Annotated in this window: 19 protein-coding genes and 1 pseudogene; 3 read left to right on the top strand and 17 right to left on the bottom strand. The window is 62.3% G+C overall.

Translation table 11 applies throughout. From position 1 onward, the window contains the following. Positions 1-2 precede the first annotated feature (2 nt). The 4 genes from ACSOSP_RS31315 to ACSOSP_RS31330 form a co-directional block, all read right to left on the bottom strand. Positions 3-1,247, bottom strand: coding sequence for a ribulose-bisphosphate carboxylase large subunit family protein (locus tag ACSOSP_RS31315; RefSeq protein WP_455312423.1), 1,245 nt, complete (start codon positions 1,245-1,247; stop codon positions 3-5). A gap of 98 nt (positions 1,248-1,345) precedes the next feature. Continuing rightward, positions 1,346-2,371 (bottom strand): ABC transporter permease, encoded by a 1,026-nt coding sequence (locus ACSOSP_RS31320; protein ID WP_455312425.1) that lies wholly within the window; start codon positions 2,369-2,371, stop codon positions 1,346-1,348. Continuing rightward, positions 2,368-4,824 carry an ATP-binding cassette domain-containing protein gene (locus ACSOSP_RS31325; protein WP_455312426.1) on the bottom strand — a complete coding sequence of 819 codons (2,457 nt, stop codon included), beginning with the start codon at positions 4,822-4,824 and terminating at the stop codon, positions 2,368-2,370. The genes ACSOSP_RS31320 and ACSOSP_RS31325 overlap by 4 nt, the downstream gene beginning before the upstream one ends. 15 nt (positions 4,825-4,839) lie before the next feature. Beyond that, positions 4,840-5,856, bottom strand: a complete 1,017-nt coding sequence (locus ACSOSP_RS31330; protein WP_455312427.1) for a substrate-binding domain-containing protein — start codon at positions 5,854-5,856, stop codon at positions 4,840-4,842. A gap of 213 nt (positions 5,857-6,069) precedes the next feature. Between ACSOSP_RS31330 and ACSOSP_RS31335 the strand changes: the two genes are divergently transcribed. After that, the gene (locus ACSOSP_RS31335) at positions 6,070-6,972 is read left to right on the top strand and encodes a LysR substrate-binding domain-containing protein (protein ID WP_455312428.1); all 903 of its coding nucleotides are present in this window, start codon (positions 6,070-6,072) and stop codon (positions 6,970-6,972) included. A gap of 46 nt (positions 6,973-7,018) precedes the next feature. Here ACSOSP_RS31335 and ACSOSP_RS31340 read toward each other — a convergent pair whose 3' ends face one another. The 4 genes from ACSOSP_RS31340 to ACSOSP_RS31355 all read right to left on the bottom strand — a co-directional run bounded on the left by ACSOSP_RS31340 (position 7,019) and on the right by ACSOSP_RS31355 (position 11,598). Further along, positions 7,019-7,726: a transcriptional regulator NanR gene (locus ACSOSP_RS31340; protein ID WP_455312429.1), complete on the bottom strand. Its 708-nt coding sequence runs from the start codon at positions 7,724-7,726 to the stop codon at positions 7,019-7,021. An 87-nt stretch (positions 7,727-7,813) separates the two neighbouring features. After that, positions 7,814-9,196 (bottom strand): 3-oxo-isoapionate kinase OiaK, encoded by a 1,383-nt coding sequence (gene oiaK / locus ACSOSP_RS31345; protein ID WP_455312430.1) that lies wholly within the window; start codon positions 9,194-9,196, stop codon positions 7,814-7,816. Positions 9,197-9,354: 158 nt separating this feature from the next. Further along, positions 9,355-10,185: a phosphogluconate dehydrogenase C-terminal domain-containing protein gene (locus ACSOSP_RS31350; RefSeq protein WP_455312431.1), complete on the bottom strand. Its 831-nt coding sequence runs from the start codon at positions 10,183-10,185 to the stop codon at positions 9,355-9,357. Between the two features lie 48 nt (positions 10,186-10,233). Beyond that, on the bottom strand, positions 10,234-11,598 hold the full coding sequence (locus ACSOSP_RS31355; RefSeq protein ID WP_455312432.1) for an MFS transporter: 1,365 nt from the start codon (positions 11,596-11,598) through the stop codon (positions 10,234-10,236). Positions 11,599-12,151: 553 nt separating this feature from the next. On the opposite strand from ACSOSP_RS31355, the gene ACSOSP_RS31360 reads away from it, so the two are divergent. Beyond that, on the top strand, positions 12,152-12,727 hold the full coding sequence (locus ACSOSP_RS31360; RefSeq protein ID WP_455312433.1) for a MarR family winged helix-turn-helix transcriptional regulator: 576 nt from the start codon (positions 12,152-12,154) through the stop codon (positions 12,725-12,727). Between the two features lie 213 nt (positions 12,728-12,940). Here the strand turns inward: ACSOSP_RS31360 and ACSOSP_RS31365 are convergent, their stop codons facing one another. Next, positions 12,941-14,032, bottom strand: a complete 1,092-nt coding sequence (locus ACSOSP_RS31365; RefSeq protein ID WP_455312434.1) for a porin — start codon at positions 14,030-14,032, stop codon at positions 12,941-12,943. A 281-nt stretch (positions 14,033-14,313) separates the two neighbouring features. Here ACSOSP_RS31365 and ACSOSP_RS31370 point away from each other — a divergent pair. Next, positions 14,314-14,524 (top strand): annotated as a pseudogene (locus ACSOSP_RS31370) (IS3 family transposase); the annotation flags it as partial. A gap of 39 nt (positions 14,525-14,563) precedes the next feature. Here the strand turns inward: ACSOSP_RS31370 and ACSOSP_RS31375 are convergent. The 8 genes from ACSOSP_RS31375 to ACSOSP_RS31410 form a co-directional block, all read right to left on the bottom strand. Continuing rightward, positions 14,564-15,544 (bottom strand): fumarylacetoacetate hydrolase family protein, encoded by a 981-nt coding sequence (locus ACSOSP_RS31375; protein WP_455312435.1) that lies wholly within the window; start codon positions 15,542-15,544, stop codon positions 14,564-14,566. 18 nt (positions 15,545-15,562) lie between these two features. After that, positions 15,563-16,036 carry a VOC family protein gene (locus ACSOSP_RS31380; RefSeq protein ID WP_455312436.1) on the bottom strand — a complete coding sequence of 158 codons (474 nt, stop codon included), beginning with the start codon at positions 16,034-16,036 and terminating at the stop codon, positions 15,563-15,565. 56 nt (positions 16,037-16,092) lie between these two features. Further along, positions 16,093-17,124, bottom strand: a complete 1,032-nt coding sequence (locus ACSOSP_RS31385) for a CDP-6-deoxy-delta-3,4-glucoseen reductase (RefSeq protein ID WP_455312437.1) — start codon at positions 17,122-17,124, stop codon at positions 16,093-16,095. Between the two features lie 41 nt (positions 17,125-17,165). Next, positions 17,166-18,029 carry a fumarylacetoacetate hydrolase family protein gene (locus tag ACSOSP_RS31390; RefSeq protein ID WP_455312438.1) on the bottom strand — a complete coding sequence of 288 codons (864 nt, stop codon included), beginning with the start codon at positions 18,027-18,029 and terminating at the stop codon, positions 17,166-17,168. A 20-nt stretch (positions 18,030-18,049) separates the two neighbouring features. Beyond that, the gene (locus tag ACSOSP_RS31395; protein ID WP_455313730.1) at positions 18,050-19,306 is read right to left on the bottom strand and encodes an MFS transporter; all 1,257 of its coding nucleotides are present in this window, start codon (positions 19,304-19,306) and stop codon (positions 18,050-18,052) included. Between the two features lie 73 nt (positions 19,307-19,379). Further along, a complete protein-coding gene (locus ACSOSP_RS31400) occupies positions 19,380-19,877 on the bottom strand; it encodes a flavin reductase family protein (protein ID WP_455312439.1) in 498 nt (165 codons plus the stop codon). 2 nt (positions 19,878-19,879) lie between these two features. Further along, a complete protein-coding gene (locus ACSOSP_RS31405) occupies positions 19,880-20,788 on the bottom strand; it encodes a VOC family protein (protein WP_455312440.1) in 909 nt (302 codons plus the stop codon). A 13-nt stretch (positions 20,789-20,801) separates the two neighbouring features. Beyond that, entirely contained in the window at positions 20,802-22,049 is a 1,248-nt protein-coding gene (locus tag ACSOSP_RS31410; protein WP_455312441.1) for an acyl-CoA dehydrogenase family protein, read from the bottom strand. Between the last annotated feature and the right edge of the window lie 94 nt (positions 22,050-22,143).

The raw sequence follows: 22,143 nt of genomic DNA on the forward strand, positions 1-22,143 counted from the left end.
CGTCATTTCCAGAACTCCAATGCAGTCTTCAATGCAGCGTTGCGCTCGGCCTGTTGTTCGAGCGGGACGCCTTCGATCGCGGCCACCCATGCTTCGCGCAGCGCCTCCACGCCCGCTGCAACTCCGCCCGGATGACCGAAAATGCCGCCGCCCGCCGTATGAATCAGGTCCGCACAACCGATCGCCGCGTAGGTATCCGCGGCCTGCAGGCCGGTTTGTCCGGAGCTGAAAACCGGCATCGCATGCATAGGCGCTTGCGGCATCACCGGCGCAAGCACCGCGCGCGCCGCGGCGATCACGCTGTCGTCGGGTTCGCTGAACTTGTTGCGCAGGCCGTTCACATGCAAATGATCGGCGCCCGCCAGGCGCCAGAGCATCTGCCACGGCGCGTAGTCCCAGCCAAGCTCCGCACTGCGCGACAGATACCCCCAGCCTGCGCGATGCGCGTGGATCGGCAACTGGCTGTGGCGCCGCAATTCGTGCATACCCACAAGGCCAATCGAATTGAGCACCGCCATTACGCAGGTGCCCCCCTCAGCCAGCACGAGATCGTGACGCCGTTTCATCTGGTCGAGATCGCCCGTCACGTTGAACGCGACCATCGCCTTCTTGCCGGTGCGCTCGGCGTGTTCATTTACCACGCGCATCACCGCGCGCACGCGCTCGTCGAACGGACAATGCGGGCCATCGCCTTGCAGCTCGTCATCCTTGATGAAGTCGATGCCACCCGCCACCAGCTCACGCACCTGCTGTGCGGTTTCTTCAGCCGAGAGTCCGACACTCGGCTTGATGATCGTGCCGATCAGCGGACCATGATCGACACCGGCCAGCTTGCGCGTGCCCTCGATGCCGAACGCCGGACCCGGGTAGGCTGCGGCGAACGACGGCGGCAGCCTTAGCCCCGTCAGCCGCAAGCCCGATACCTGGCGCAACTCGAACAGGTTGCCCGCTATGGTCGACATCAGGTTCGGCAGAGACGGCCCCATGTTCTCGATCGGCCACGACAGTTCGAGCGCGCATTGCGTATAAACCTTCGACTCGATACCGCCGGCCAGGCTCGGCTTGCCGACCCTGTCGAGCACCTCGAGCCGCTCGACGCGCGCGCCCGAGCGCGCCTTCAATTCCGGCGTCTCATTGGGCAACGCGACAAAGGTCCCGCTCGATTGCTCCCCCGCGATCACGTCCGCAGCAAGCTGCGGATCGACTCCGGTTTCAAGCCAGTAGGTGGCGTGGATTCGTTCGGTCACTGCGTGCTCCAAAAATGGTAAAGACAATGTTCGGCTGCCGCTGAGAGCGTTTCGAGCGATGCAGGCATGGAAAACGTCAGCTTCGACATCAGGCGACCTCAATCGCTCGCCGCTCTCACCGCGACGCCGCCAGGAGGCATTGGCGGCCGAGCGCGTATCGCCCGGCGAACGGCGCCACCGCCGGCGAGCGCGAGCACCGTGATGATCACGAGTCCCTGGACGACGTCCTGCACGCCCGGCGGAAGTCCTGCGATCTGCATCGTGGTCACCACAAGCACCAGCAGCATGCTGCCGCAGAGCGTGCCGAGCGGCGTTGCGGCGCCGCCTGCGATCAACGTGCCGCCAAGCACCACTGCACCCAGTGATTGCAGCAGATACGGCTGGCCCATTTCAAGAAACGCGCCGCCGACATACGCGCCGAGCACCAGCCCCGAAAAAGCGGCGAGCACGGAACTGGTGACAAACGCGCTGGACGTGACGAGCGATGCCCGAACGCCGGCAAGCCGCGCCGCGCGCGCGTTCTGCCCCACCGCTGACAGCATGCGCCCGTAAGCCGTGTAGCGCAGCAGCAGCGAAAACAGGCCCGTGACCACGACCGCGACCATCACAATGACGGGCACTGGGCCAACACGGCCCGTCGCGACGTAATGCACGGCAGGCGCCACCTTGAAGCCGGGAATCGCGCGATTCGCAAGCAGGGTTGCCGTCGCGAGAATGTAGCCGGTCGCAAGCGTAGCGATGATCGCCGGGATCCGGCACAGCACGACCAGCATCGCATTGATAGAACCAACGACCAGACCCATCGCGAGCGTCGCCGCGATGCCCTGCACGAGCCGCCCGTCGCTGCCGCCCATCACGATCAGCGCAAGATATGCGCTCAGCGTCATGACGCTGGCGATCGACAGATCGATATTGCCGCGCCCGGTGGTGACGACCGCCATCTGGCCGAGCGCGCACAGCGTCAGGAACGAACTCGACACCGCGACGCCCGAGAGCGAGCTGAGACTGAAGCTGCTTGTGACGAGCGACAGGCTCACCCACAGCAGGACGACGCCCAGCGCTGCCCACATCCAGCGATTGCGCCTGCTCCAGTTCGAGAGCACTGCAGAAGTTGGACGGTTCATTCTTCGCTCCCCTTTCGAATGACAACGGCGCGCAGCGCGAGGATCACGAGCAGCAACACGCCCTGTACGGCGGCATTGAAGTCGGAGCTCACATTGAGCATGCCCAGCAGGGCGCCGATCAATGAAAGCGCCACGGCGCCCGCCACTACGCCCAGCGGCGAGATCAATCCGCCAAGCAGACTGCACCCGCCGATCACGACACCGGCCACGCCGAGCAAGGTGTAGCTCCCGCCGGAATTGATGTCGCTTGCGGTGTTGATCGCGGTCAATGCAAGTCCGGCCACGAGGATGAACGTTCCCGCGAGCGCGTATCGAATGGCCGCATGGCGGTTCGCGGACCAGCCGGCGCGTGTCATTGCTGACGGGTTGTTCCCGAACGCACGCAACGTGACGCCGAGCGGTGTGCGGTCAAGCATCCATGCCACGGCGCCGGCCAGCACGATCAAGACGAGAGACGTCGGCACGCCCGGGATCGACCAGTTGAACAATGCCGACAGCCATTCGGGACTGGCGCCGCCGGGCGTTGGCTGCAGCGTGTGCCCGATCCCCATCCAGATAAACGACGCGCCGAGCGTAATCACGATCGCCGGAATCCGGCGCGTCTGGATCAGCCATCCGAGCGAGCTATAGCACGCCAGTGCACAGACGAGGCTGAACACTCCGAGCGCCGGTTGCTGGAACAGCAACGTCGCGCTGAGCACATTGACCAGGCCGGCGAACGCGCCCGCGCCAAGATCGATTTCGCTGCCGCCCACCACGAACATCTGGCCGAGCGCGACCAGCACGAGCGGCAACGCGGGCCCGAGCAGCAGGTCGAGGCCGAACACCGAACCGGTCGCCGGATTGGCGATCATCATCGCGGCGAACACGAGCGCCAGGCTGACGAATGGAGCCATCTGGACGACGCGCCGGCCAAGCCTGCCCGTGCCCTTACGGACGGTATCGGCGTCGGCAGAGGCGCTGCCCGGCTGCACGAACGATGCATCGACAATCGTCTGCTCGCTGATTTGATCGCGGTCCAGCTCGCGCACGACACGGCCGCCGGCAAAGACCAGCACGCGGTCGCATTCGAGGAATTCGAGGTCTTCCGTGGAGTGCCACACGACGAGCCGGCCGGCGCGCGCCACGTCGGCGACGATCTTGTAGAAATCGCGCTTCGCGGCGACGTCGACACCCCGCGTCGGATCGTCGAGCAGGACGATGGGCGCCTCGGACACCAGCGCCCGCGCCATCAGCGCCTTTTGCTGATTGCCGCCGCTCAGCTCGAGAATGCCCGATGCCAGCCGGCTCTCATCGAGCCTGAGCCGTTGCGCCGGCATCCTGGAGACCGCCAGTTCCGCAGATCTCGTTACGGCGCGAAACGGCGAGCCGCAACCGAAGCTTCCGAGTGAGATATTGGAGAGCACGCTCCACAAGGGGAAGACTCCCTCGCGCTGCCGGTCCCCTGAAACGAAGCTGGCTGCGCCCTTGCGTTCGATATGCGTTGCACCACGTGTGCCCGGGGCAAAGATCTGATGCAGAAGCTCTTTTTGCCCGCTGCCCTCCAGGCCGGCAAGCCCTACGATCTGGCCGGCGCGCAGTTCGATCGGCTGCGCACTGCCCGCCACGCCTCCCCGCAAGGTCAGGCAGACGTCCCCCGGCGCGCCGCGATGTTCCTGCGCCGCTTCGCGCAGCACAGCCGCGTCGCCGCCCATCAACTTCACCAGCACCGCGACCGACGCGTCGGCAGCCGGGCCCGCCCATTCGAGGCGGCCGTTTCGCAGCAGGACGACGCGCGTGGCGACGTCGATGATCTCGTGCAGCTTGTGGCTGATGAAAATGAACGCGAGGCCCGTCGCCGCCTTCGCGTGAATGTATGCGCGCAATTGCCGGCTGCGTTCGAGGCCGAGCGACGATGTCGGTTCATCGAGGATCACGAGGCGCACGCCCGGCGTGGCCACTGCGCGCGCGATCTCCACCATCTGGCGCTCGCCGATTGGAAGCCGTCCCGCTTCGGCGTCGACGTCGATGCCGTGATCCGGGAAAACAGCGTCGAGCGCCTCGTTAGCCCGCACCCGATACGCCTTGCGCCAACCGGGCCACGCTCGCGCCCCTTGCGGCGCCTCGAGGAAAAAATTCTCCGCGACCGACAGGTTCGCGCACAAAGAGAGCTCCTGATGGACGATCCGGATACCGCGCCTTTGCGCCTCGCCCGTGTCGTACGCCGCTGCAATACCGACGCCATCGCCGAAGTCGATCGTCCCGGTATCGGGTGGCGTGACGCCGCAGAGCATGCGCATCAGCGTGCTCTTGCCCGCGCCATTGCCGCCAACGAGACCGATCACGTCGCCGCATGCCACCGCAAGAGACACGTCGTCGTTCGCACGGGTCGGCCCGTAGACCTTGGTGAGATTGCGCGCCGACACGACGAGCCGTGCGCGGCCCTGCAGTTCCAGCGTATTGTCGCGGTTCATTGCGGGCTCCGTGCGCTACTTGGACGCCAGCAAGTTCTTGTCGACCCAGACCTGCGTGTAGGTCGGGCTGACGATCATGCCCGACGGCCGGTCAAGATAGTCCTTCAGGTTTTCCTGTGTCACGGTCGCAACCGGCATGATCATTTTCTTCGGCGGCTGCGCACCCTTGACCAGCGCCAGGCTCAGGTAGAACGCCGCCTCGCCGATGCCCGGCGTGGTGTTCATCGAGATCGTCGTATAGCCGTTCTTTTTGGTCTGCTCGCCCCACCATTTGATGAAGTCGGTGCTGCCGCCGCCCTCGATCACGGGCATCTTGTCGCGATACTGGCCGCCGAATTGTTCGAAGGCCTGCGCAATGCCATAGTCGTCGCTGCCGCCCTGCCCCAGCACGGCGTCGACGCGCGGCAAGCTCGGCAGCACGTTGGCGACGGCCGATTGCGCCACCGACGCGGTCGCCTGTCCATAGACCGTTGCGACGACCTTCACGTCCGGATACTGCTTGAGGACAGCAAGCTGCGCGTTGTACATGTCGTTGTCGGGCGCCGAGCCCTTCACGCCGCGCACCTGAATGACGTTGCCCTTGCCGCCGATTTTCTTCATCACCCATTCGGCTTCCTGCTTCTTGTAGCCGGTGAAATCGAAATTGAGCTGGTAGTTGCAAGGCGCGCTCGCCACCGAATCGAAGGACACGACCTTGATTCCTGCCTGGCAGGCTTTCTGGATGATGCCGTTCAGGGCCGTCTCGGAAGCGGCGTCCACGGCAATGGCATCGACCTTCTTCAGGATCAGTTCGGCAATCTGGCTGTTCTGCTGGGCGACCGATCCGTCGCCGTTGACCACCACATAGTCGGCGATCTTGCCGTCCGCCTTCGCCTGTTTGGCGGCGGCATCGAAGGCATCGACCATTTGATGGCGCCAGGTGTTGCCGTAGTAGGCGTTCGCAAGTGCGATGACGGGTTTGTCGGGCGAGGCGAATGCGGGACGAGCGAGGACCAGCACGCCGAGAGCGGCGATGAGGGTAAGCGGTTTCATGTTTGTCTCCGGATATTTTTCCGCCTGGGCGCTGCAATGCGCTCATGACGGTCGTTGTGATTTTTTTGACTTGTTTGAAACTCACTCTACTGAGTCGCACCAGCCGTCACAATCGATTTGTTCTCGCTGAGATGTGATTAAATCTCACACGTGGATGTAGTGAGTTCACGTCAGCATCCGTCGAACGGCGTGAGGTTTTTCAAGGAACAATGAATGCATACTCCCCGTCCTTCCCTGAACGCGCTGCGCGCATTCGAAGCCGCTGCGCGCCTGCGCAGCATGACGCTCGCGGCGCAGGAACTGTGCGTCACCCATGGCGCGATCAGCCGGCAGGTCAAATCCCTCGAACAACTGCTCGGCGTGACATTGCTGCAGCGTTTGGCCCAGTCGTCGGACCCGACGCCTGAAGGCTTGCGGCTCGCGGAGGGTCTATCGACGGCGTTCAGCCTCATCGAGGCGAGCATCGAGCAGCTCAAGCCCGAGCCTCTGACGCTTTCGTGTTCGGCATCGATCATGATGTACTGGCTGATTCCGCGCATCGCCGGATTTCACCAACGCTATCCGCATACCGAACTGAAGTTCAACATGAACTACGACCAGATCGACTTCGTGCGCGACAAGATCAGCGTCGCCATCCGCAACAGCACCATCGAGCCGCCGAAGGACGCCATCACGCGCAATCTCATCGCCGAATGGATCGGGCCGGTGTGCTCGCCCGCCTATGCCGAGTCCCTGCTGCTGAAGTCTCCGATGGATCTGGAACGCGCGCAATCGCTCTCGACACACACGCGCCCGCAAGCATGGGACGACTGGTTCGAGGCATCGGGCATCGATTCGCTGGATGGCGCCAAGCACGGCATGTACGAGCATTTCTACCTGCTGATTCAGGCGGCGGTGTGCGGGCTCGGTATCGCACTGGTCCCGCAGATGCTGGTCATCAACGACCTGCTGTCCGGCAAGCTGGTGGCGCCGTTCGGATTCGTGCGTGGCCCGCGCGACCTGGTGCTGTGGGTCGCGCCGCATGTGAGTGCGCGATCCGACGTCAGCGTCCTGGAAAAATGGCTCGTGGCTGAAATGAACGAGAGTCTCGTGCAGATGGCGCAATTCGCCCGATGAGGCATGCGCGTGCGGCGGACGGTTCCGGGGATCCCGCACGCCCGCGTCAGGTGCGGATCAGCGTCTTGTAAAGCTCGTTGGCCCGGCTCAGATGAGCGCGCATTGCTTCGGCGGCGCCATCGCCGTCGTGGCGTCCGATCGCATCGACAATCCTCTGGTGCTCGGCGAGCGTCAGATCTTCGGCGCCCGGCGCGCGCACGAGCGGCCGGTAATACTCGCCCGCCCAGCGAAAGAGCGACTCGACGATCGACGGAAAAATCGGATTGCCGCTGATATGCGCGATCTCACGATGAAACATCATGTCGCGTTCGATGAACTCTTCGAGATTGACCATCGACGCGCGTTGCTGCGCGACCCGCAACTGCAGGCGCGCAACGTCTTCCTCAGTGGCGTTCTCGGCCGCCATGCGCGCGGTTCCGGTTTCAAGGAACATGCGCGCGGACTTCAGGTGCTCCAGCATGTCCGGCTGCGTGCGCAGCAGGTGCATGGCCCCGCCTGCGATCTGTGCGATCAGGCGCTCCGCCGTCGGTACAACGACACGTGCGCGCTCTCCATGCACAATTTCGACGATGCCTGAACGCTCCAGCGTTTGCAGCGCCTCGCGGATCGCCGGACGGCCGACGCCGTAGATTTCCATCAGTTCACGCTCGGACGGAAGCTGCGCGCCGGGCGCGATTTCGCCCGAGCGAATTCGGTCCATCAGACGGTCGAGGACTTCCTGGTAAAGCTTTCGGCGCTGAATGATCTCAGCCATAGTGTGGTTTGCGCTAACGAAGATGGTCTGATGACCTTACCACGAGACTCCTGATCGCTGAAAGACGCGCATCGGCAGCCGGAATTGTCAGAAGACCAGCGCCCCGGCACGCACCGAGGCGAAGAACGATGCCTCGCCGATCTGCCCGCCCTTCAACACGATCTCAAGCCCGTCGCGGCGCGGCAGGTCCGACCACGCCCGGCACAGCGGCGACCCCGGCGCGAGGCCGGCGGCCACGCTCAGCGCAGAGATACCGAGCGCGCTGGCGACTTCGCCGGAACTGTCGCCGCCCGCCACGACAACGCGCGGCAACTCGACCCGGTCGAGCAAGCGCCGCATGATCTCGGCGAGCGCTTCACCAACGCGGCGTGCGGCGTCGGGGCGGGTCAGGCCCGCTTGCCGCGCGGTGGTATCGAATTCGAGAACAGCGGGATCGTCGGGACCTTCCGCGCTATGCACAACCACGCTCTGGCCTCGCCCAATTGCGTTGGCCGCGATGCCGACGGCTCGCTCGACCTCGGCCTCGCATGCCTGCCTGTCGAGCGCGCGCTGCAAGTCGAGCCGCTCGATGCAAAACCCGTTCGCGCGCGCCCAGCGGATCTGCGCCGCAGTGGCGGGTGAACAACTGCCGCTGACGGCCGCAATGGCCTGAACGGGTTTCGCTACGGGAAGGCTCGGCGTTTGCGGCAATTGACCCTGTGAGCGCCAGTACGCAGCAAGCGCATATTGCAGCCCGGACGACGACGCGCTGAACACCCCCTCGCCGCGTTGCTCCCATACAAGCTTTCCCGCCGCTGCAAGTGTCTCTTCGTCGAGCACGTCGATCATGACGACCGGCGTATCGTCGCCCCACAAGGCATGACAGTTCGCCGCCGTGTCTGGACCGCGTAGCTGCACCATATCGATCAGCTCGATGCGCCGTGCTGTCTGCCGGCGCAAATGCACGCGCAGGTCGGCTTCGTTCATCGGCGTAACCGGATGGCGCGACATCGTAGGGTGACGGTCGAGGCGATAGCCTGCTCCATCCACCGCGGCAAACAGGTTGCCGAACGCCTGGTAGCGTTTCAGGCGCGGTGCGCCAACGATCATCGGTGACCATTGTCCAGGCATGGCCTTTACGCCCAGGTCGATCGCGCGGCCGATGGAACCCATCTCCGGCGACGAATCGAACGTCGAACAAATCTTGTATTGCAGGATCGGCGCGCCTAGCGCGGCGAGACTCGCGAATGCGCCGGGCAATGCATCGTCCATCCACTGCGGGCCGCGCCCGCGCGACGAACCGGCGAGCCCCACGCAGCGCACTTCGGGAAAGCGCGCCAGCAGCTCCGGGGTCGGCGTGTCGAGGCAGAGCAACGTCGGCACGCCGGCGGCGGTCATCGCTTCCATGGCGTCGGTCGAGCCGGTGAAATCGTCGCCGTAATAGGTCAGCAGCAACCCGGCAGGCCATTCATTCGTTGCCGTCGCGCTCATTTCGAGAACTCCAGTGCGGTCTTCATTGCGGTGTCGCGTTAGGCCTGTTGTTCGAGCGGCAAGGCGTCGATCGCGCGCTTACTTATGCTTCGGATAGCGAATCAATACCCTCCGCGACTCCGCCGGGTTACCAAAGACGCCCCCGCCCGCCGCATGAATCAAGTGATACGCCGGATGCTTTCGGCGATCTCGTCGCGATCGAACACATTCTTCCAGTCGTCGCGCATCAGCCGCGGCTTGCCAAATTCGATCGCCTTGTTACACGCATCGGAGAACGCGCCGGGAATCTCGTTGAAGATCACCGCGCCAAGGATGTTCATGTGACCGAGCAGGAAGTCGCGTGCCGCTTGCTCGGGCACGCCGCGCTTGACCGTCTCGTCCATTGCCTCGCGCATCACGTAGAGCAGCGTGGCGCAAACCGTCTCGGAGAGTCCCGGTTCGAGGATCGCCATCTGGTCGACCGTCAGGCGGTACGAGCGCAAAATCGGCTGATAGATCACCTTGGCCACCGCTTCGCCCAGGTCGAACGCCTCGTCCGGGCCCTGCATCAACGCGCTGGTGATGGACTGCTTCGCATAGGCGCCACCGAAAAAATCGCGGCGTGCCTTCGAGTCGGTTTCGTCGTTGAAGATCAGCGGATGGCACGGATGGGCGACGAAATACGTCAGGTCAGGCCGATCCGGCAGGTGGCCCGCGAAAGGCGCGGCGGCGTCGAGTGTCATCACCATCGTGCCGGGCTTGAGCTTGGGCGAGAGTTCGTGGCTCAGCTTGCCGATCAGCGTGTCGGGCACCGCGAGAATCACGACGTCGGCGCCATCCAGCGCCGCGTCGGCAGATACGCATTCAATGTCCAGCTCATCCTTCAGGCGCTTTTGCCCGGCTGCGCCCGGCTCGACGTGCGCCACGCGGTAATCGGACTTCAGCAGATTGCTGCTCAGGCGCACGCCCATTTTTCCGCCTGCGCCGAACAAGGCGATTTTCTCTTTCATTTCAATCTCTCCATGAAAACAGTTTATGCAACGGCGATCGCGAGCCGACTATTCGATATGCGAGCGCGGTTGAAGACCGATTGGAACGGACTCCTCTTTAGCTTGGCGAGCACCCGCCCCGACTGCGAACGCGAGCACGGCCGACATCAGCATGAACGCCCCCACTATGAACATCGGCGCCTGGTAAGAACCTGTCGAGTCCTTGAGAAGGCCCGTGATGTATGGCGCGACGAAGCCCGCCAGGTTGCCGACCGTATTGATCAGCGCGATGCCCGCCGCGGCCGCCGCGCCCGAGAGGAAACGCGCAGGCAGCGCCCAGAAGTTCGGCAGCGCGGAGAAGATCGCGCAGGCCGTGACCGTGATGACCGCGATGCTGGCTGTCGGCGAGCTCATATAGAGCGCGAGCGGAATGCTCACCGCACCGATCAGCGCCGGAACGCCGATATGCCAGGCGCGCACGCCTCGCCTGGTCGCGCTGCGGCTCCAGAGGAAGAGCGCCAGTGCGGCCGGCAGGTAGGGAATCGCGGTGATCATCCCCTTCTGGAAGACGTTGAAATGCGTGCCGAAGCGCGCCTCGAAGCCGCCGATGATTGTCGGCAGGAAAAACGCCAACGCGTACAGGCCATAGATCAGGCCGAAGTACATCAGCGCGAACATCCAGACGCGGCCGCTCATCAGCGCGGCGCCGGGACGCAGCGTATGCGGCCGGGCCGAGGCAGTTTTGGCCTGCTCTTCTTGCGCGAGCGTCGCCGTGAGCCAGTCCTGCTCGGCCGGAGAAAGCCATTTCGCTTGCGACGGGCGATCGGCAAGATAAAACCACGCGATCACGCCGACCAGGATTGCCGGGATGGCCACGCCGAAGAACATGATGCGCCAGCCTGACAATCCGAACGCGCCGTGCGCGTCGATCAACAAGGCGGCGACAGGAGCGCCAATGACAATGGTCAGCGGCTGCGCCAGATAGAAAAGTGCAAGGATGTGGCTGCGATGCCGGGCCGGCACCCACATGCTGAGGAACAGGATCGCACCGGGAAAGAAGCCCGCTTCGGCGACGCCCAGCAGGAAGCGCAACGTATAAAGGCCTGGGATGCTGCTGACCCACGTGAAGAGCAGTGCGACGACACCCCACGTCACCATGATCCGCGCGAGCCAGCGGCGCGCGCCGAACTTGTGCAGCGCGAGGTTGCTCGGAATCTCCAGCACGATATAGCCGATGAAGAAAACGCCCGCCGCGAGACCGAACTGCGCGGCGCTCAACCCGAGGTCCTTGGTCATTCCGTTCGGGCCGGCGAAGGAAATCGCGGTCCGGTCGAGGAAGTTGATGAAGAACATCAGCGCCACAAAGGGCACCAGACGCATCGATACCTTGCGTATGGCCGATCGTTCAACCTGCTCTACTTCGGCGGTTTGCATGTCGTCTCCTCCAGCATTGGCACAGAGCTGAAACTTCGATTTTTTGCGAACTGGTGTGATGAGTAGACCATATGGCATAATCACTATGTATCGGGGAATACACTCATCGCGTGGACCGTGTGCGTGGAGAAGCGCCAGAGATCTTCAAGGTGTGATCGATGCGATGACGGCCGGTACGGCCTTGGCGTTCGATTGATCGAAACGCGCCGTATAAAGGCGCGGTTTGATCCGTTTCTGGTGTTGGGCTTGGTGGAAAGCGGCCCTTGAGGCCACCGGCAAGGACGTCGCACACGGCCATTGGGCGGCGTTCGGGGCCGCTGGGGCTTGTGATCCAGCGACTTACGCTGGTGCGGTCGCTGGAGCTCGGGGGCGCTCCGGATCGCTGGGGGAGGGACCGGACTTCGAACGGTTTCGTTGGTTGCCGCAACGTCGCGCAGCCCATTCTCCAGCCCCTCTCCACAATTTTCGCAATAATTCGAGCGCGTCACATCCTTCTATATGGTTGCATAAGCTATCATTCAGCTGCGCCCACCCCCAAGTGACGAACCCGTTCATGACCACTTCCGACTCCACCGCGCGCCACACCCGCACGCAGCCGCTGCCCGCGGAACGTCCCGATCACGACCTCGACAATTCGATCGGATATCTGCTCAATCGCGCGGCGAGCATCATCGCGGCACGCTTCGGCGACGATCTCAAGTCCTACGACATCAACCTTCAGGGCTGGCGAGTACTTGCAGCACTGCGTCACGAAGATCACCAGAGCTTGTCGGACCTCGCAAGTCATACAGGTTCCGAACTATCATATTTGTCCCGCGCTGTTGGAGCACTAGAGTGCAAGGGATATATCCACCGCAGCGCGTCTCCCTCCGATCGTCGTAACCTTCACTTATCCCTGACTCCCAAAGGGGTTGAGATTGTGAGTGAACTATCTCCGCGCGCGTGGGAAATCGAACGGATGTCAGTCAAGGGCGTGTCGGCCCGCGAACTGGAAATCACGCTCAAAACCCTTCGGATGATCTATTCAAACCTTGTCGACGGTTGCGAGGACGTGCCCGCGATCAGCCGCAAGCTCACCGTGGCGCGACGCGTGCGCCAACGAGAAACGCGTGACGCATCGTCCGATTGATTGCGCCCGCCGGTCGTCCGGAACTCTTGGTCAAGCGTGCGCTGCGGCAGACAATCACACTCTTCATTGATCACGGATTGCGTCCGCAATGTCTCGTTGCGGACGCAAACTTGACGCTCCTCAGTCACTCTCGGTAGATGGGTAAAATCGCAAGTTATCAGTAATCCTACTTATTTATGTGAATATTACACACTTCCGCATCGTTACGATATATCAGAACTTTTGCTGGAGACCGACCGTAACACCAAGCTGATTCATGCCGGTCCCGACAGTGCCGCCCGCTGCAACCGGGTTGGCAGCCAGCGCACTGTTGAACATGTACCCGAGCGACGTGTACACCATCGTGCGCTTCGACAACTGGTAGTTTACGCGTCCGACCAGCAACGTCGCGCTCGAGTCATTCTTTCCCGCCGGCCCGCGTTGCAGATTACGTACGCCTTCGGCGTCGAAGGAAAGCGCCGGTGAGAGATAGTACGTCGCCCCCGCGAAGAAAATATCTGTCTGCAAATGCGTCGCGGCTGCCACGTTGTTCCTGACCCAGCCCACGCCGATCTTGGTCGGGCCTAAAATCACGTAGCCGTCGACGATGTTGTGCGTATCGGTGTACGCGCTGTTGTTGAGCGGCGCGGAAGCGCCCGCGCCGCCGCGCGCCACGTCGTACGACGCGGCGACACCGAAGCTCGCCGAATCATAAGCGAGCAACGCGGTGTATTGCCGGCACGCAACGAAGTTGCCCGCCACCTGTCCTCCACAGTTGGTCGCAGCGGGTCCCGCAGGACCCGCTGCATCACGGCCAAAGCTGTATGTTGCGCCGAGAGTGACGCCAAGAAATTTGCCGAGATAGCCAACCGCATTGTCGCTGCGCGAGTTTGGCAGATACGGGTCGAAGCTGGCCATCGAATGAATCGAAGGGCCGATCACATCCGCGTTCGTCAGCGCGTACATCGTCATGTTCATTTGCCGGCCGAGCGTCAGTGAGCCGTAGTCGCTGCTCACCCCAACGTTCGCCTGACGGCCGAAGAGACGCCCGCCATAATTCAGCGCGCCAGTGCCCGGCTGGAAGCCGTCCTCCAGGACAAAGAATGTCTTGTAGCCACCGCCGAGGTCCTCGACGCCCCTCAAGCCCCAGCGTGACGGCACTTCACCAGTCAGAGCAGGCACCCCGATCTCCGACCCGCCGTGGGCTGTTGCATGGTTGTAGTACGACAAACCTGTATCGACGATTCCATATAGCGTGACACTGCTTTGGGCATACGTGCACCCCGACGCTGCGACGAGCAACGCCGCGCTCCATTTGATTTTCATGACGATCGAATCTCCAGTTCCGTGGCGCAATGCCTGGTTTTAAAAAACTAGTGGAAACGCTGATCAATAAACGCATTTCTCTTATTAGGATTACTTATCTTATAAATCTCAAACGAATACGATAAACCGGCTTGAAGCTGTGTCATCGCGATCGACCGCCACGTGCCCGTTTGCATTTCTATGTTGCTGTTGCTCCACGCGTGGACGTGCACGTATAGCGACCGTTAGCGGCAATCTCCCAAGCCACGCCTCAGGGCGAGGCGCTTAGCAGCCGCAAGAGTTGCCGGGGAAATGCGTCGACGGAAAGCTTCTTAAAGCCAGAAGAGCGAGCGGCCGCATGGTACGAGGCATTTCACGCATCGAGAACCCGTTGCGGACTTGTTCGAATACATGGAAGTGTCTTGTCACCGTACTCGTTGTCATACGTCGCTCGGTTTTCTATCACCAACCTGGTTCATGCGAGACTGGCTCACAGCTCAGCTGGCAAAGGAGCTTGGGAGCGTTGGACGTAGGAAAGCCGAGAAAACCCCCTCAGCTATCCGCTCTTGCGGCGTCGTGGGCCATGAACGTGCTCTTGAGCGTGCCAATGCTTTCGACCCAGACCTCCATCTCATCGCCAGGCTCGATGAACTGCTTGTGCGGCATACCGACGCCCGCCGGCGTGCCCGACAGGATCACGTCGCCCGGGTACAGCGTGACGCGACTGCTCAGGAAGGCGACCTGTTCGGCAACGCTGAAGATCATCTCGGCGGTACTCGAATCCTGACGCAGCTCGCCGTTGCGCCAGAGACGGATTCCAAGTGACTGAACATCCGGAATGTCTTCTGCTGGCGTGATCCAGGGTCCAAGCGGACAACTCCCTTCCCAACACTTCTGGGAGATCCAGTCGAAGTGGAACGGCGAATGCACGCCAATGTAGTCGCGCACGAATACATCTCGCAGGGAGAGATCGTTGGCCACGGTGTACCCGGCCACATACGACAGCGCATCCTCCACTGCGACGTTGCGTGCCGGGCGTCCGATGACCACCGCGAGCTCCGCCTCCCAATCGACGCAGCGGCTATAAGGCGGCAGGCTCACGTGTGCCCCGGTACCCACCACCACCGAGCGTGACGGAGCCTTGATGAAATGCCACGGCGCTCCCGAAACCGTATGCGGATCGGGCGACGGCGGCATATTGAACGCGCGGTCCATCTCCGCAACGTGATCGTAGTAATTGGCGCCCGCACCGTAGATGGTCCCCGGTAGCAGCGGCGCGAGCAGCTTTACCGCATCGAGCGCGAAGCCCGGCAGCGATGCCGTCGATGAGTTAATGCGAGCGGCTGCCTCGCGCAACTGCGGACCCAATCTGTCCCACTGGCCGATGAGTTCAGTGACCGTCAGGTCATGCATGTCTAACTGCAGCAACTCGCCAAGCTGCGATCCATACGGATAAACACGCCCGCCAATCAGCAGGCCGGCACGCGCTCGCCCTTCGTCGTTGAAACTCAGCAGATGGTATTGGTCGTTCATGTCGAATGGTCCTGCCGCTTAGAAGCGATCGCCGAAATCGAAAACATCCTCGTTCTGGAAACCGTCGTAGTACTGAAATTCCCACCAGTTGTAGTCGAGGTCCTGAAGATAGAACGAGTACACGCCATGTTGGAGCGTCGTTTCGGTGATCTGGCGAATCTTGTAGTGGTCCTTGTACTCGTGCGCTGAACGATGCGCCGCATCGACTTCTTCCCGAGTGCGCACGTCGAGCCCCCAGTGGGTCAGGAACGAGACGTCGTGAATCTTGTCGCCCACTTCGACGCAGAATACATGGAACTTCAAACCCAACCGGAACGCGAACGCGGGGGCCGCATGACGCACGGTTTCAAGGCCAAGGAACTCCTCGTAGAAGCGCCGCGTTTCGGCAATGTCGCGGCACTCCAGCGTGCCGTGTCCGAGCACGTAAGGTTGATTGATCGCTTTGCTGTTTTTCAAGGGTACAACGGCATCGCCAGGGATTTCGAGCGTCATGAGATGTCTCCATTGTGTCAGGTACGGCTGGTGTATCGATTGGCGCTTGCGCGGCCTTACCCTGCGGTCTCCGCCTGCGTCAGGAACGCATCGGCATGGAAGGCCGCGGCCGGAAGGCCGCGCGTGCCCGTGAAGTCTTCTCGTGCTGCGTTGACCATCGCCGGCGCGCCGCACGCATAAACCTCGTAACCCGAAAGATCCGGAAAATCGTCGACCACTGCCTGGTGAACCCAGCCCGTGCGCCCGGTCCAGTTGCAATCCATTCCCGGTTCGGAAAGCACCGGCACGAAATGGACGTTCGGATGATCCTCAGCCCATTTGTGCGGCAGGTCGGCCAGATACAGGTCGCGCCGCCGGCGGCCACCCCAGTAGATGTGGAATTCACGAGCGCTCCCGCGTTGCAGTGCATATTCGACGATGGCTTTTACAGGCGCGAAGCCCGTACCGCCCGCGAGCAGAATGGCAGGCTTCTCGCTCGTCTCACGCAGGAAGAACGCACCGAAGGGCCCTTCGAAGCGAAGCATCTCCCGCGGGGCCAGCTCCGAGAATACGCGCTCGGTAAAGTGGCCGCCCGGGTGATGGCGAATGTGCAATTCGATATGCGTCAGCGACACCGGATCGGGCGGCACAGCGATCGAGTAGCTGCGGCGCACGCCGTCCGGCAACAGCACGTCTATGTACTGACCAGCGCGGAAGAAGAAGTTCTCGTTCAGCGGAAGCCGCAACCTCAGAACGGCAACATCGGGTGCAGGTCTTGCGATGTCAATCACCCGGCAGGGGTAGGTCGAAGCCTTGACGGCATCGAGGCCGGTCAACTCTTCCACCTCGATGGTCAGATCGGAAAGCGGCTTCGCCGAGCATAGCAATGCGTAGCCATCCTCTCGTTCCTTGGGTGGCAGGGCGCGTTCGAGTACGTGACCGTGCTCGACGCGCCCCTCCACGATGCGCCCCTTGCACGCGCTACAAGCGCCCGAGCGGCAGCTATAAGGAACGAAAAGACCCGCCTTCATGGCGGCCGCCAATACCGTTTCGCCCTCTTCGACGACATAGCGGCTTCCACTTGGCTTCAGTAGTATTTCAAAACTCATTGTGACGTCTCCATTCTTGAGTCCAGCCTCCACCGCCTGCCTCACACCGGTTCGGCAACGATCCGATTCTCAATCGCACCAATCCCTTCTATTTCGGCCCGCATCACATCACCCGCTCTCAAGTACACGGGAGGGCTCATCGCGACGCCTACGCCCGACGGTGTACCTGTTGCCAGCAAATCGCCCGGTTCGAGCGTAAAGGCGGTGGACAAGTGAACGATCTGGTCGTAGATGTCGTGAATCATCGCGCCGGTCATGTCATCCTGACGCAGTTCGCCGTTGACCCACATCTGCAAACGCAAGGCATGTGGATCACCCAGTTCGTCAGGGGTGACGATCCATGGGCCGGTGGGTCCACAGGTGTCGAATGATTTGCCGATCGTCATCGTCTGGGTGGCGAGCTGCCAGTCGCGCACCGACACGTCGTTGCACACCATAAAGCCCGCGATCACCGAGCTCGCTGCTTCGCGGCTCACGTGCCGGCAGCGCTGGCCGATTACTACGCACAACTCGACTTCGTAATCGAGCTGATTCGATACTGCCGGAAGGTGCACATCGCCGAACGGGCCGTTGATACAGGAAACCTGCTTGTTGAACCAGACCTGGGTGGGCGGCGTCTGCACGCCGACCTTGGCCGCCTCCGCCACGTGCTTGCGATAGTTCATGCCGATCGCTAGATACTTGGACGGATTCGGCAGCGGAGCAAGCAGCGTGACCTGCGATAGCGCAACGGCGTGGCCGGGCAGCACGGCCTGCGCACGCGCGATTGCTTCCGGACCGGCCTCCAGCAACGCCTTCATGGTGGCCGGCAAAGCCGGATCGTTGCGTGGCAGGTCAATCACAAGGTCGCCCTCGACCTTGCCAATGGAAATGTTGCCCTGATGCTGATAAGTAACGAGTTTCATGTGTGTCGATAGAGAGTGGTTTATGCCAGGCTTGCGCGGGAAGGATCTTCGGCCGCCTTCTCATGCGCGGCAGTCTGAGCGGGATACGGATAGCGGCGCGGCAGGCGCAGCAGCAGCCATGCGGCGCAACCCAGCGCGACCACGAACGCCATCAGTGCGGGCCGGTAAGAACCCGTGACGTCATAAGCGACGCCCATCACGAACGGCCCGAGGCCGGTGCCTATGGTGAATAACGCAAACAGATAGCCGTAGATCTGGCCGAACGCGCGCAAGCCGAAATAGCGGCTTTGCAAATAAGCGATCAGATCGACTTCCGCGCCCATGCCGAGGCCGACCAGCACAGCCCCGAGTCTCGTGAGCATGGGGTCGGTGCTGCCCAGAAGAGTCAGCAGGCCGACAGCCGGCAGGATCACGAACGCGATGGCGACGTAGGGACCAAAATACCGGTCGAGCAGGACGCCACACACCATGCGCCCTGCAATCAGCGCCGCCCCGATGCCCGAAAACGCCAACACCGCCTGGCTTGCCGGAATGCCGCGATCAGTCAGCAACGGCACAAGGTGCGCGATGGTTCCGTTGGCGGCGATGGGAATGCACACGAACACCACGGCGAGCTTCCAGAAATGTGGGCTGCGCACGGCCTCACGCGCGTCGAGCCCCGGCAGGCCGGGATCGCGCACAGGAGCGTCGGCCATACGAGGCGCGCCAGCTACCTCGCGGATGAACAGGGCCACTGCGGGAAACGCGATCGCGAATACCGTCACGGCGAGCGCGACGTATGCGCCTCGCCATCCGAGCCGATCGAGATAGAGCTGCGCGAGTCGGGGCACGAGTGCCGCCCCCAAGCCCACTCCCGTCATGGCGATGCCCATGGCGAGGCCGCGGCGCCGATCGAATGCCGCGGCGATCGCCTTGGCGTACGGCAGCGGCGCCTGGCCACCGCTAAACAGGCCCATCAACGCGAACATCGCGAAAAACGCCACGGGAACGGCCGGCGCGAGCGACATGGCAGCGATGGCCAGCGCAAAGAGCGCAATCGCGGCAAGTGTGACCGGTCTGATCCCACGCCTGTCGATCAGCCTGCCCGCAAGAGGCGTGGCGATCGCTGCGAAGATCATCCCCAGCATCACCGCTGCCGACACCATGCTGCGATTCCATCCGAACTCCGCGATGATGGGCTTCATCAGCACCGATGTCGAAAATTGCAGGACGGTGACGTTGCCAACAGTCAACCCGATGGCCGAGCCGAATACAATCCACCAGCGATTTCTAAACATCCGTTGCACAGTCGTCTCCATTGTCTTGTTTCGATCAGGAATGCGTCACTTTTCGGACGCTTCCCGTTTGTCGTCATACAGTCGCACTGTGTTCGATGAAGCGGCCGGCATGGAACAGCAGCGGCGATTCGTCACCGTAAGAGAAGCGCTCGACATGGCCGAGAACCATCACGTGATCGCCATATGTAGCAATGCTTGATGTCCGGCATTCGAAGCGCGCGAGGACATCGCCGAGCACCGGCACCTCCCCCAGACCCGGCTGCACGTGCTCGCTGAACGGCGCGAACTTGTCCTCCGAGGGTTTGGCGAAATGGGTCGCCAGTTCTTGCTGATCAGCGGCAAGGATGTGTATGGCGAAGTATCCCGACTCTCTGAATAGCGGCAGGCTCGGCGACTTGTCGTTCAGATACCAGGCCACCAGCGGCGGATCGAGCGAAACGGAGCAAAACGAATTGACCGTCAGTGCGGCCTTGCGGCCATCGTCAGTGCGGGTTGTGACGACGCAGACACCTGTCGCGAAGCGTCCCAGTGCGTTGCGTAGCTCGCGGCGATCGATAGAAACTGTGCTCAAGATTATTCTCCAATTAACTCTGGCGTGGCGTTCGCGCCGGCACCGGCGAAACAGCGCGGATCGCGCACCGATCCCCAGTAGTCCAGATTACCGGGAGTGGGCTCCATGCGTCGCGGCTCGCGAGGATGAGCCTCGGCAAATGCTTCCATGCCGAAGCTGTACTCCATGGTCAGGCCGTCCGGGTCGAGGAAATACAGAAAGATGCTGTCGGACGCCGGATGCCGGCCAGGTCCGAAGACCACGTCGGAGTTGGCGGCCCTCAAGCGCGATAGCGCCCGCCCTATGTCGTCGATTTCCGTCACCATGAAGTTGACGTGGTGCAAACAGCGACGTTCGAAGCTGGCGATACCAATACCGTGGTGATAGGGATTCGGCCAGACACGCATGAAGGTGACGAATTCGCCGATCGAGTCCGACTCCCGGAAATTCAGTACGTCGCGCCAGAAGTCAATGGCGCGCGCCGCATCGGGGGTATTGAAGACGACATGCCCGATCCTCTGGATGCGCGCGACCGAGGGCTGGAATGGACGCTCCGCGTCCGGCAACGGGAGGTAAAACTCTACCGTTGCGCCGATCAGCGGTTCGAATACACGTACGGCGCGCAGCTGGGCCCGCTCCCGGCAACGCTCGGCCGCCGTTTCGTGCACGTCGAGACCGGCGCGCGTAAGCCGTTCAATCAACGGTTCGAACTGCGCTTCGTCCTGCAGCATGAAACCGGCGCACCGAAGCCCTGCTTCCGACGCCGCATGCAGCACCACGTTATGGTGATCGTCATCGCAGCGCAGTCGAATCCCACCATCGGCGCCCGTGTCCACGTATTGGAGGCCGACCACCTCTTCATAGAAGCGGCGCGATTTTTCCAGGTGAGTCACGTTGAGTTCCACGCGCCCCAGTTTCCGATATCGGACCATGACATCGTCTCCTTTAATACTGCCCGCGCGGCGGCAGACCGAGCCGCATCTGCCCGTACATGGTGGACACTGCGTGCCAGTTGACGCTGATGTGGTGCGCAACTGCATTGATATCGCGCCACGCGCGCTGGATGCCGCTGTCCAGCTGGATGCCAGTCCCGCCCACGACGTCGTACAGCGCATTGATCGCCTCGACGCAGATACGCACCGCGTACGCGTGACCCCGCCGAAGCTTGATGCGTTGCTCGACGCTCAACCTGGCGCCGCCGTCCGCCCACTCGGTGACCTGTTGCAGGTCACGTTGCAGAATGAGTTGCGCTGCGTCGACTGCTGCTTCGGCGAGCGCGACTGCCGACTGGACATGACCGAACTGGGCGATCGACGCGCCGCCGCCTGCGAACGCACCGCGCGTGGCGCGTGCTGCCACGCTCTCGATGAATTCATCAAGTGCTCCGCGAAGAGCTGCCACTGCCGGGTTGGCCAGCAACGGCGGAAAACCGCTCAGGAAAGGCACCCGATAAAGCGCCGAATCGTGAATGGCTGCCCCCGGTGCTTCCTGCTCAAGAACCTCCGAAAACGTCACGGTGCGATGCACCGGAACAAACACTTCCTCTTCGATGGAGATGTCCTTGCTGCCGGTGCCCGCAAGACCCACTGTGAACCATGTGTCGACGATCCGGTAGTCCGCTTGCGGCACAAGCAGGAAGATCGGCCGGGGCGGCGCCCCTTCGCCCTGGTCTACCATCGCGCCTAGCGACAACCACTGCGCGTTATCGCTATTGCTGCCGAAGCTCCATCGGCCCTTCAGTTTGAAGCCGCCCTCGGTCGGCGTGGCCTTCCCAGTCGGCGCGATACAGGAAGCAATCAGCGCGTCGGGCGACTCGCCCCACACATCGAGTTGCGCTTGTTCGGGAAACATGCCGACCACCCATGACGCCGCGGCACTCAGTCCGTAACACCAGCCGGTCGATGCACATCCCTGGCCGAGTTCGAACGCGAGGCGGCGCAAAGCCTCCAGGCTCAGCTCATATCCTCCAAAACGGCGCGGCTGCACTACCCGATAGAGACCGGCGTCCTTGAGCAGGTTGGTAACGTCTGCGGAAACGCGGCGGTCCAGTTCAGTCTGGCGCGCACGCTCGGCGAGGCGCGGCCGAAGTTGTGCGGCGGCATCCAGCAGGCGCGCGAAATCGTCTGAATCGTCTGAATCGTCTGAATCGGACGTTGCGGGCCGCTGCTCGGGAACGGTGAAAGTCGATGTCATCTTGTCTTCTCCAAAATTATTGCAAAAGCAACCAAACCGTGATCGAATTAGACGTCATAACAGTTGCTTTTGCAACTGATTTTAGCCTGTCAAC

The sequence above is a fragment of the Caballeronia sp. KNU42 genome (assembly GCF_053760385.1).

What these genes read in the sequence shown, in the direction of transcription:
- ACSOSP_RS31320 (WP_455312425.1), bottom strand. Translation starts at nt 2,371, where the DNA reads ATGAACCGTCCAACTTCTGCAGTGCTCTCGAACTGGAGCAGGCGCAAT.
- ACSOSP_RS31325 (WP_455312426.1), bottom strand. Translation starts at nt 4,824, where the DNA reads ATGAACCGCGACAATACGCTGGAACTGCAGGGCCGCGCACGGCTCGTC.
- ACSOSP_RS31330 (WP_455312427.1), bottom strand. Translation starts at nt 5,856, where the DNA reads ATGAAACCGCTTACCCTCATCGCCGCTCTCGGCGTGCTGGTCCTCGCT.
- ACSOSP_RS31335 (WP_455312428.1), top strand. Translation starts at nt 6,070, where the DNA reads ATGCATACTCCCCGTCCTTCCCTGAACGCGCTGCGCGCATTCGAAGCC.
- ACSOSP_RS31340 (WP_455312429.1), bottom strand. Translation starts at nt 7,726, where the DNA reads ATGGCTGAGATCATTCAGCGCCGAAAGCTTTACCAGGAAGTCCTCGAC.
- oiaK (WP_455312430.1), bottom strand. Translation starts at nt 9,196, where the DNA reads ATGAGCGCGACGGCAACGAATGAATGGCCTGCCGGGTTGCTGCTGACC.
- ACSOSP_RS31350 (WP_455312431.1), bottom strand. Translation starts at nt 10,185, where the DNA reads ATGAAAGAGAAAATCGCCTTGTTCGGCGCAGGCGGAAAAATGGGCGTG.
- ACSOSP_RS31355 (WP_455312432.1), bottom strand. Translation starts at nt 11,598, where the DNA reads ATGCAAACCGCCGAAGTAGAGCAGGTTGAACGATCGGCCATACGCAAG.
- ACSOSP_RS31360 (WP_455312433.1), top strand. Translation starts at nt 12,152, where the DNA reads ATGACCACTTCCGACTCCACCGCGCGCCACACCCGCACGCAGCCGCTG.
- ACSOSP_RS31365 (WP_455312434.1), bottom strand. Translation starts at nt 14,032, where the DNA reads ATGAAAATCAAATGGAGCGCGGCGTTGCTCGTCGCAGCGTCGGGGTGC.
- ACSOSP_RS31375 (WP_455312435.1), bottom strand. Translation starts at nt 15,544, where the DNA reads ATGAACGACCAATACCATCTGCTGAGTTTCAACGACGAAGGGCGAGCG.
- ACSOSP_RS31380 (WP_455312436.1), bottom strand. Translation starts at nt 16,036, where the DNA reads ATGACGCTCGAAATCCCTGGCGATGCCGTTGTACCCTTGAAAAACAGC.
- ACSOSP_RS31385 (WP_455312437.1), bottom strand. Translation starts at nt 17,124, where the DNA reads ATGAGTTTTGAAATACTACTGAAGCCAAGTGGAAGCCGCTATGTCGTC.
- ACSOSP_RS31390 (WP_455312438.1), bottom strand. Translation starts at nt 18,029, where the DNA reads ATGAAACTCGTTACTTATCAGCATCAGGGCAACATTTCCATTGGCAAG.
- ACSOSP_RS31395 (WP_455313730.1), bottom strand. Translation starts at nt 19,306, where the DNA reads ATGTTTAGAAATCGCTGGTGGATTGTATTCGGCTCGGCCATCGGGTTG.
- ACSOSP_RS31405 (WP_455312440.1), bottom strand. Translation starts at nt 20,788, where the DNA reads ATGGTCCGATATCGGAAACTGGGGCGCGTGGAACTCAACGTGACTCAC.
- ACSOSP_RS31410 (WP_455312441.1), bottom strand. Translation starts at nt 22,049, where the DNA reads ATGACATCGACTTTCACCGTTCCCGAGCAGCGGCCCGCAACGTCCGAT.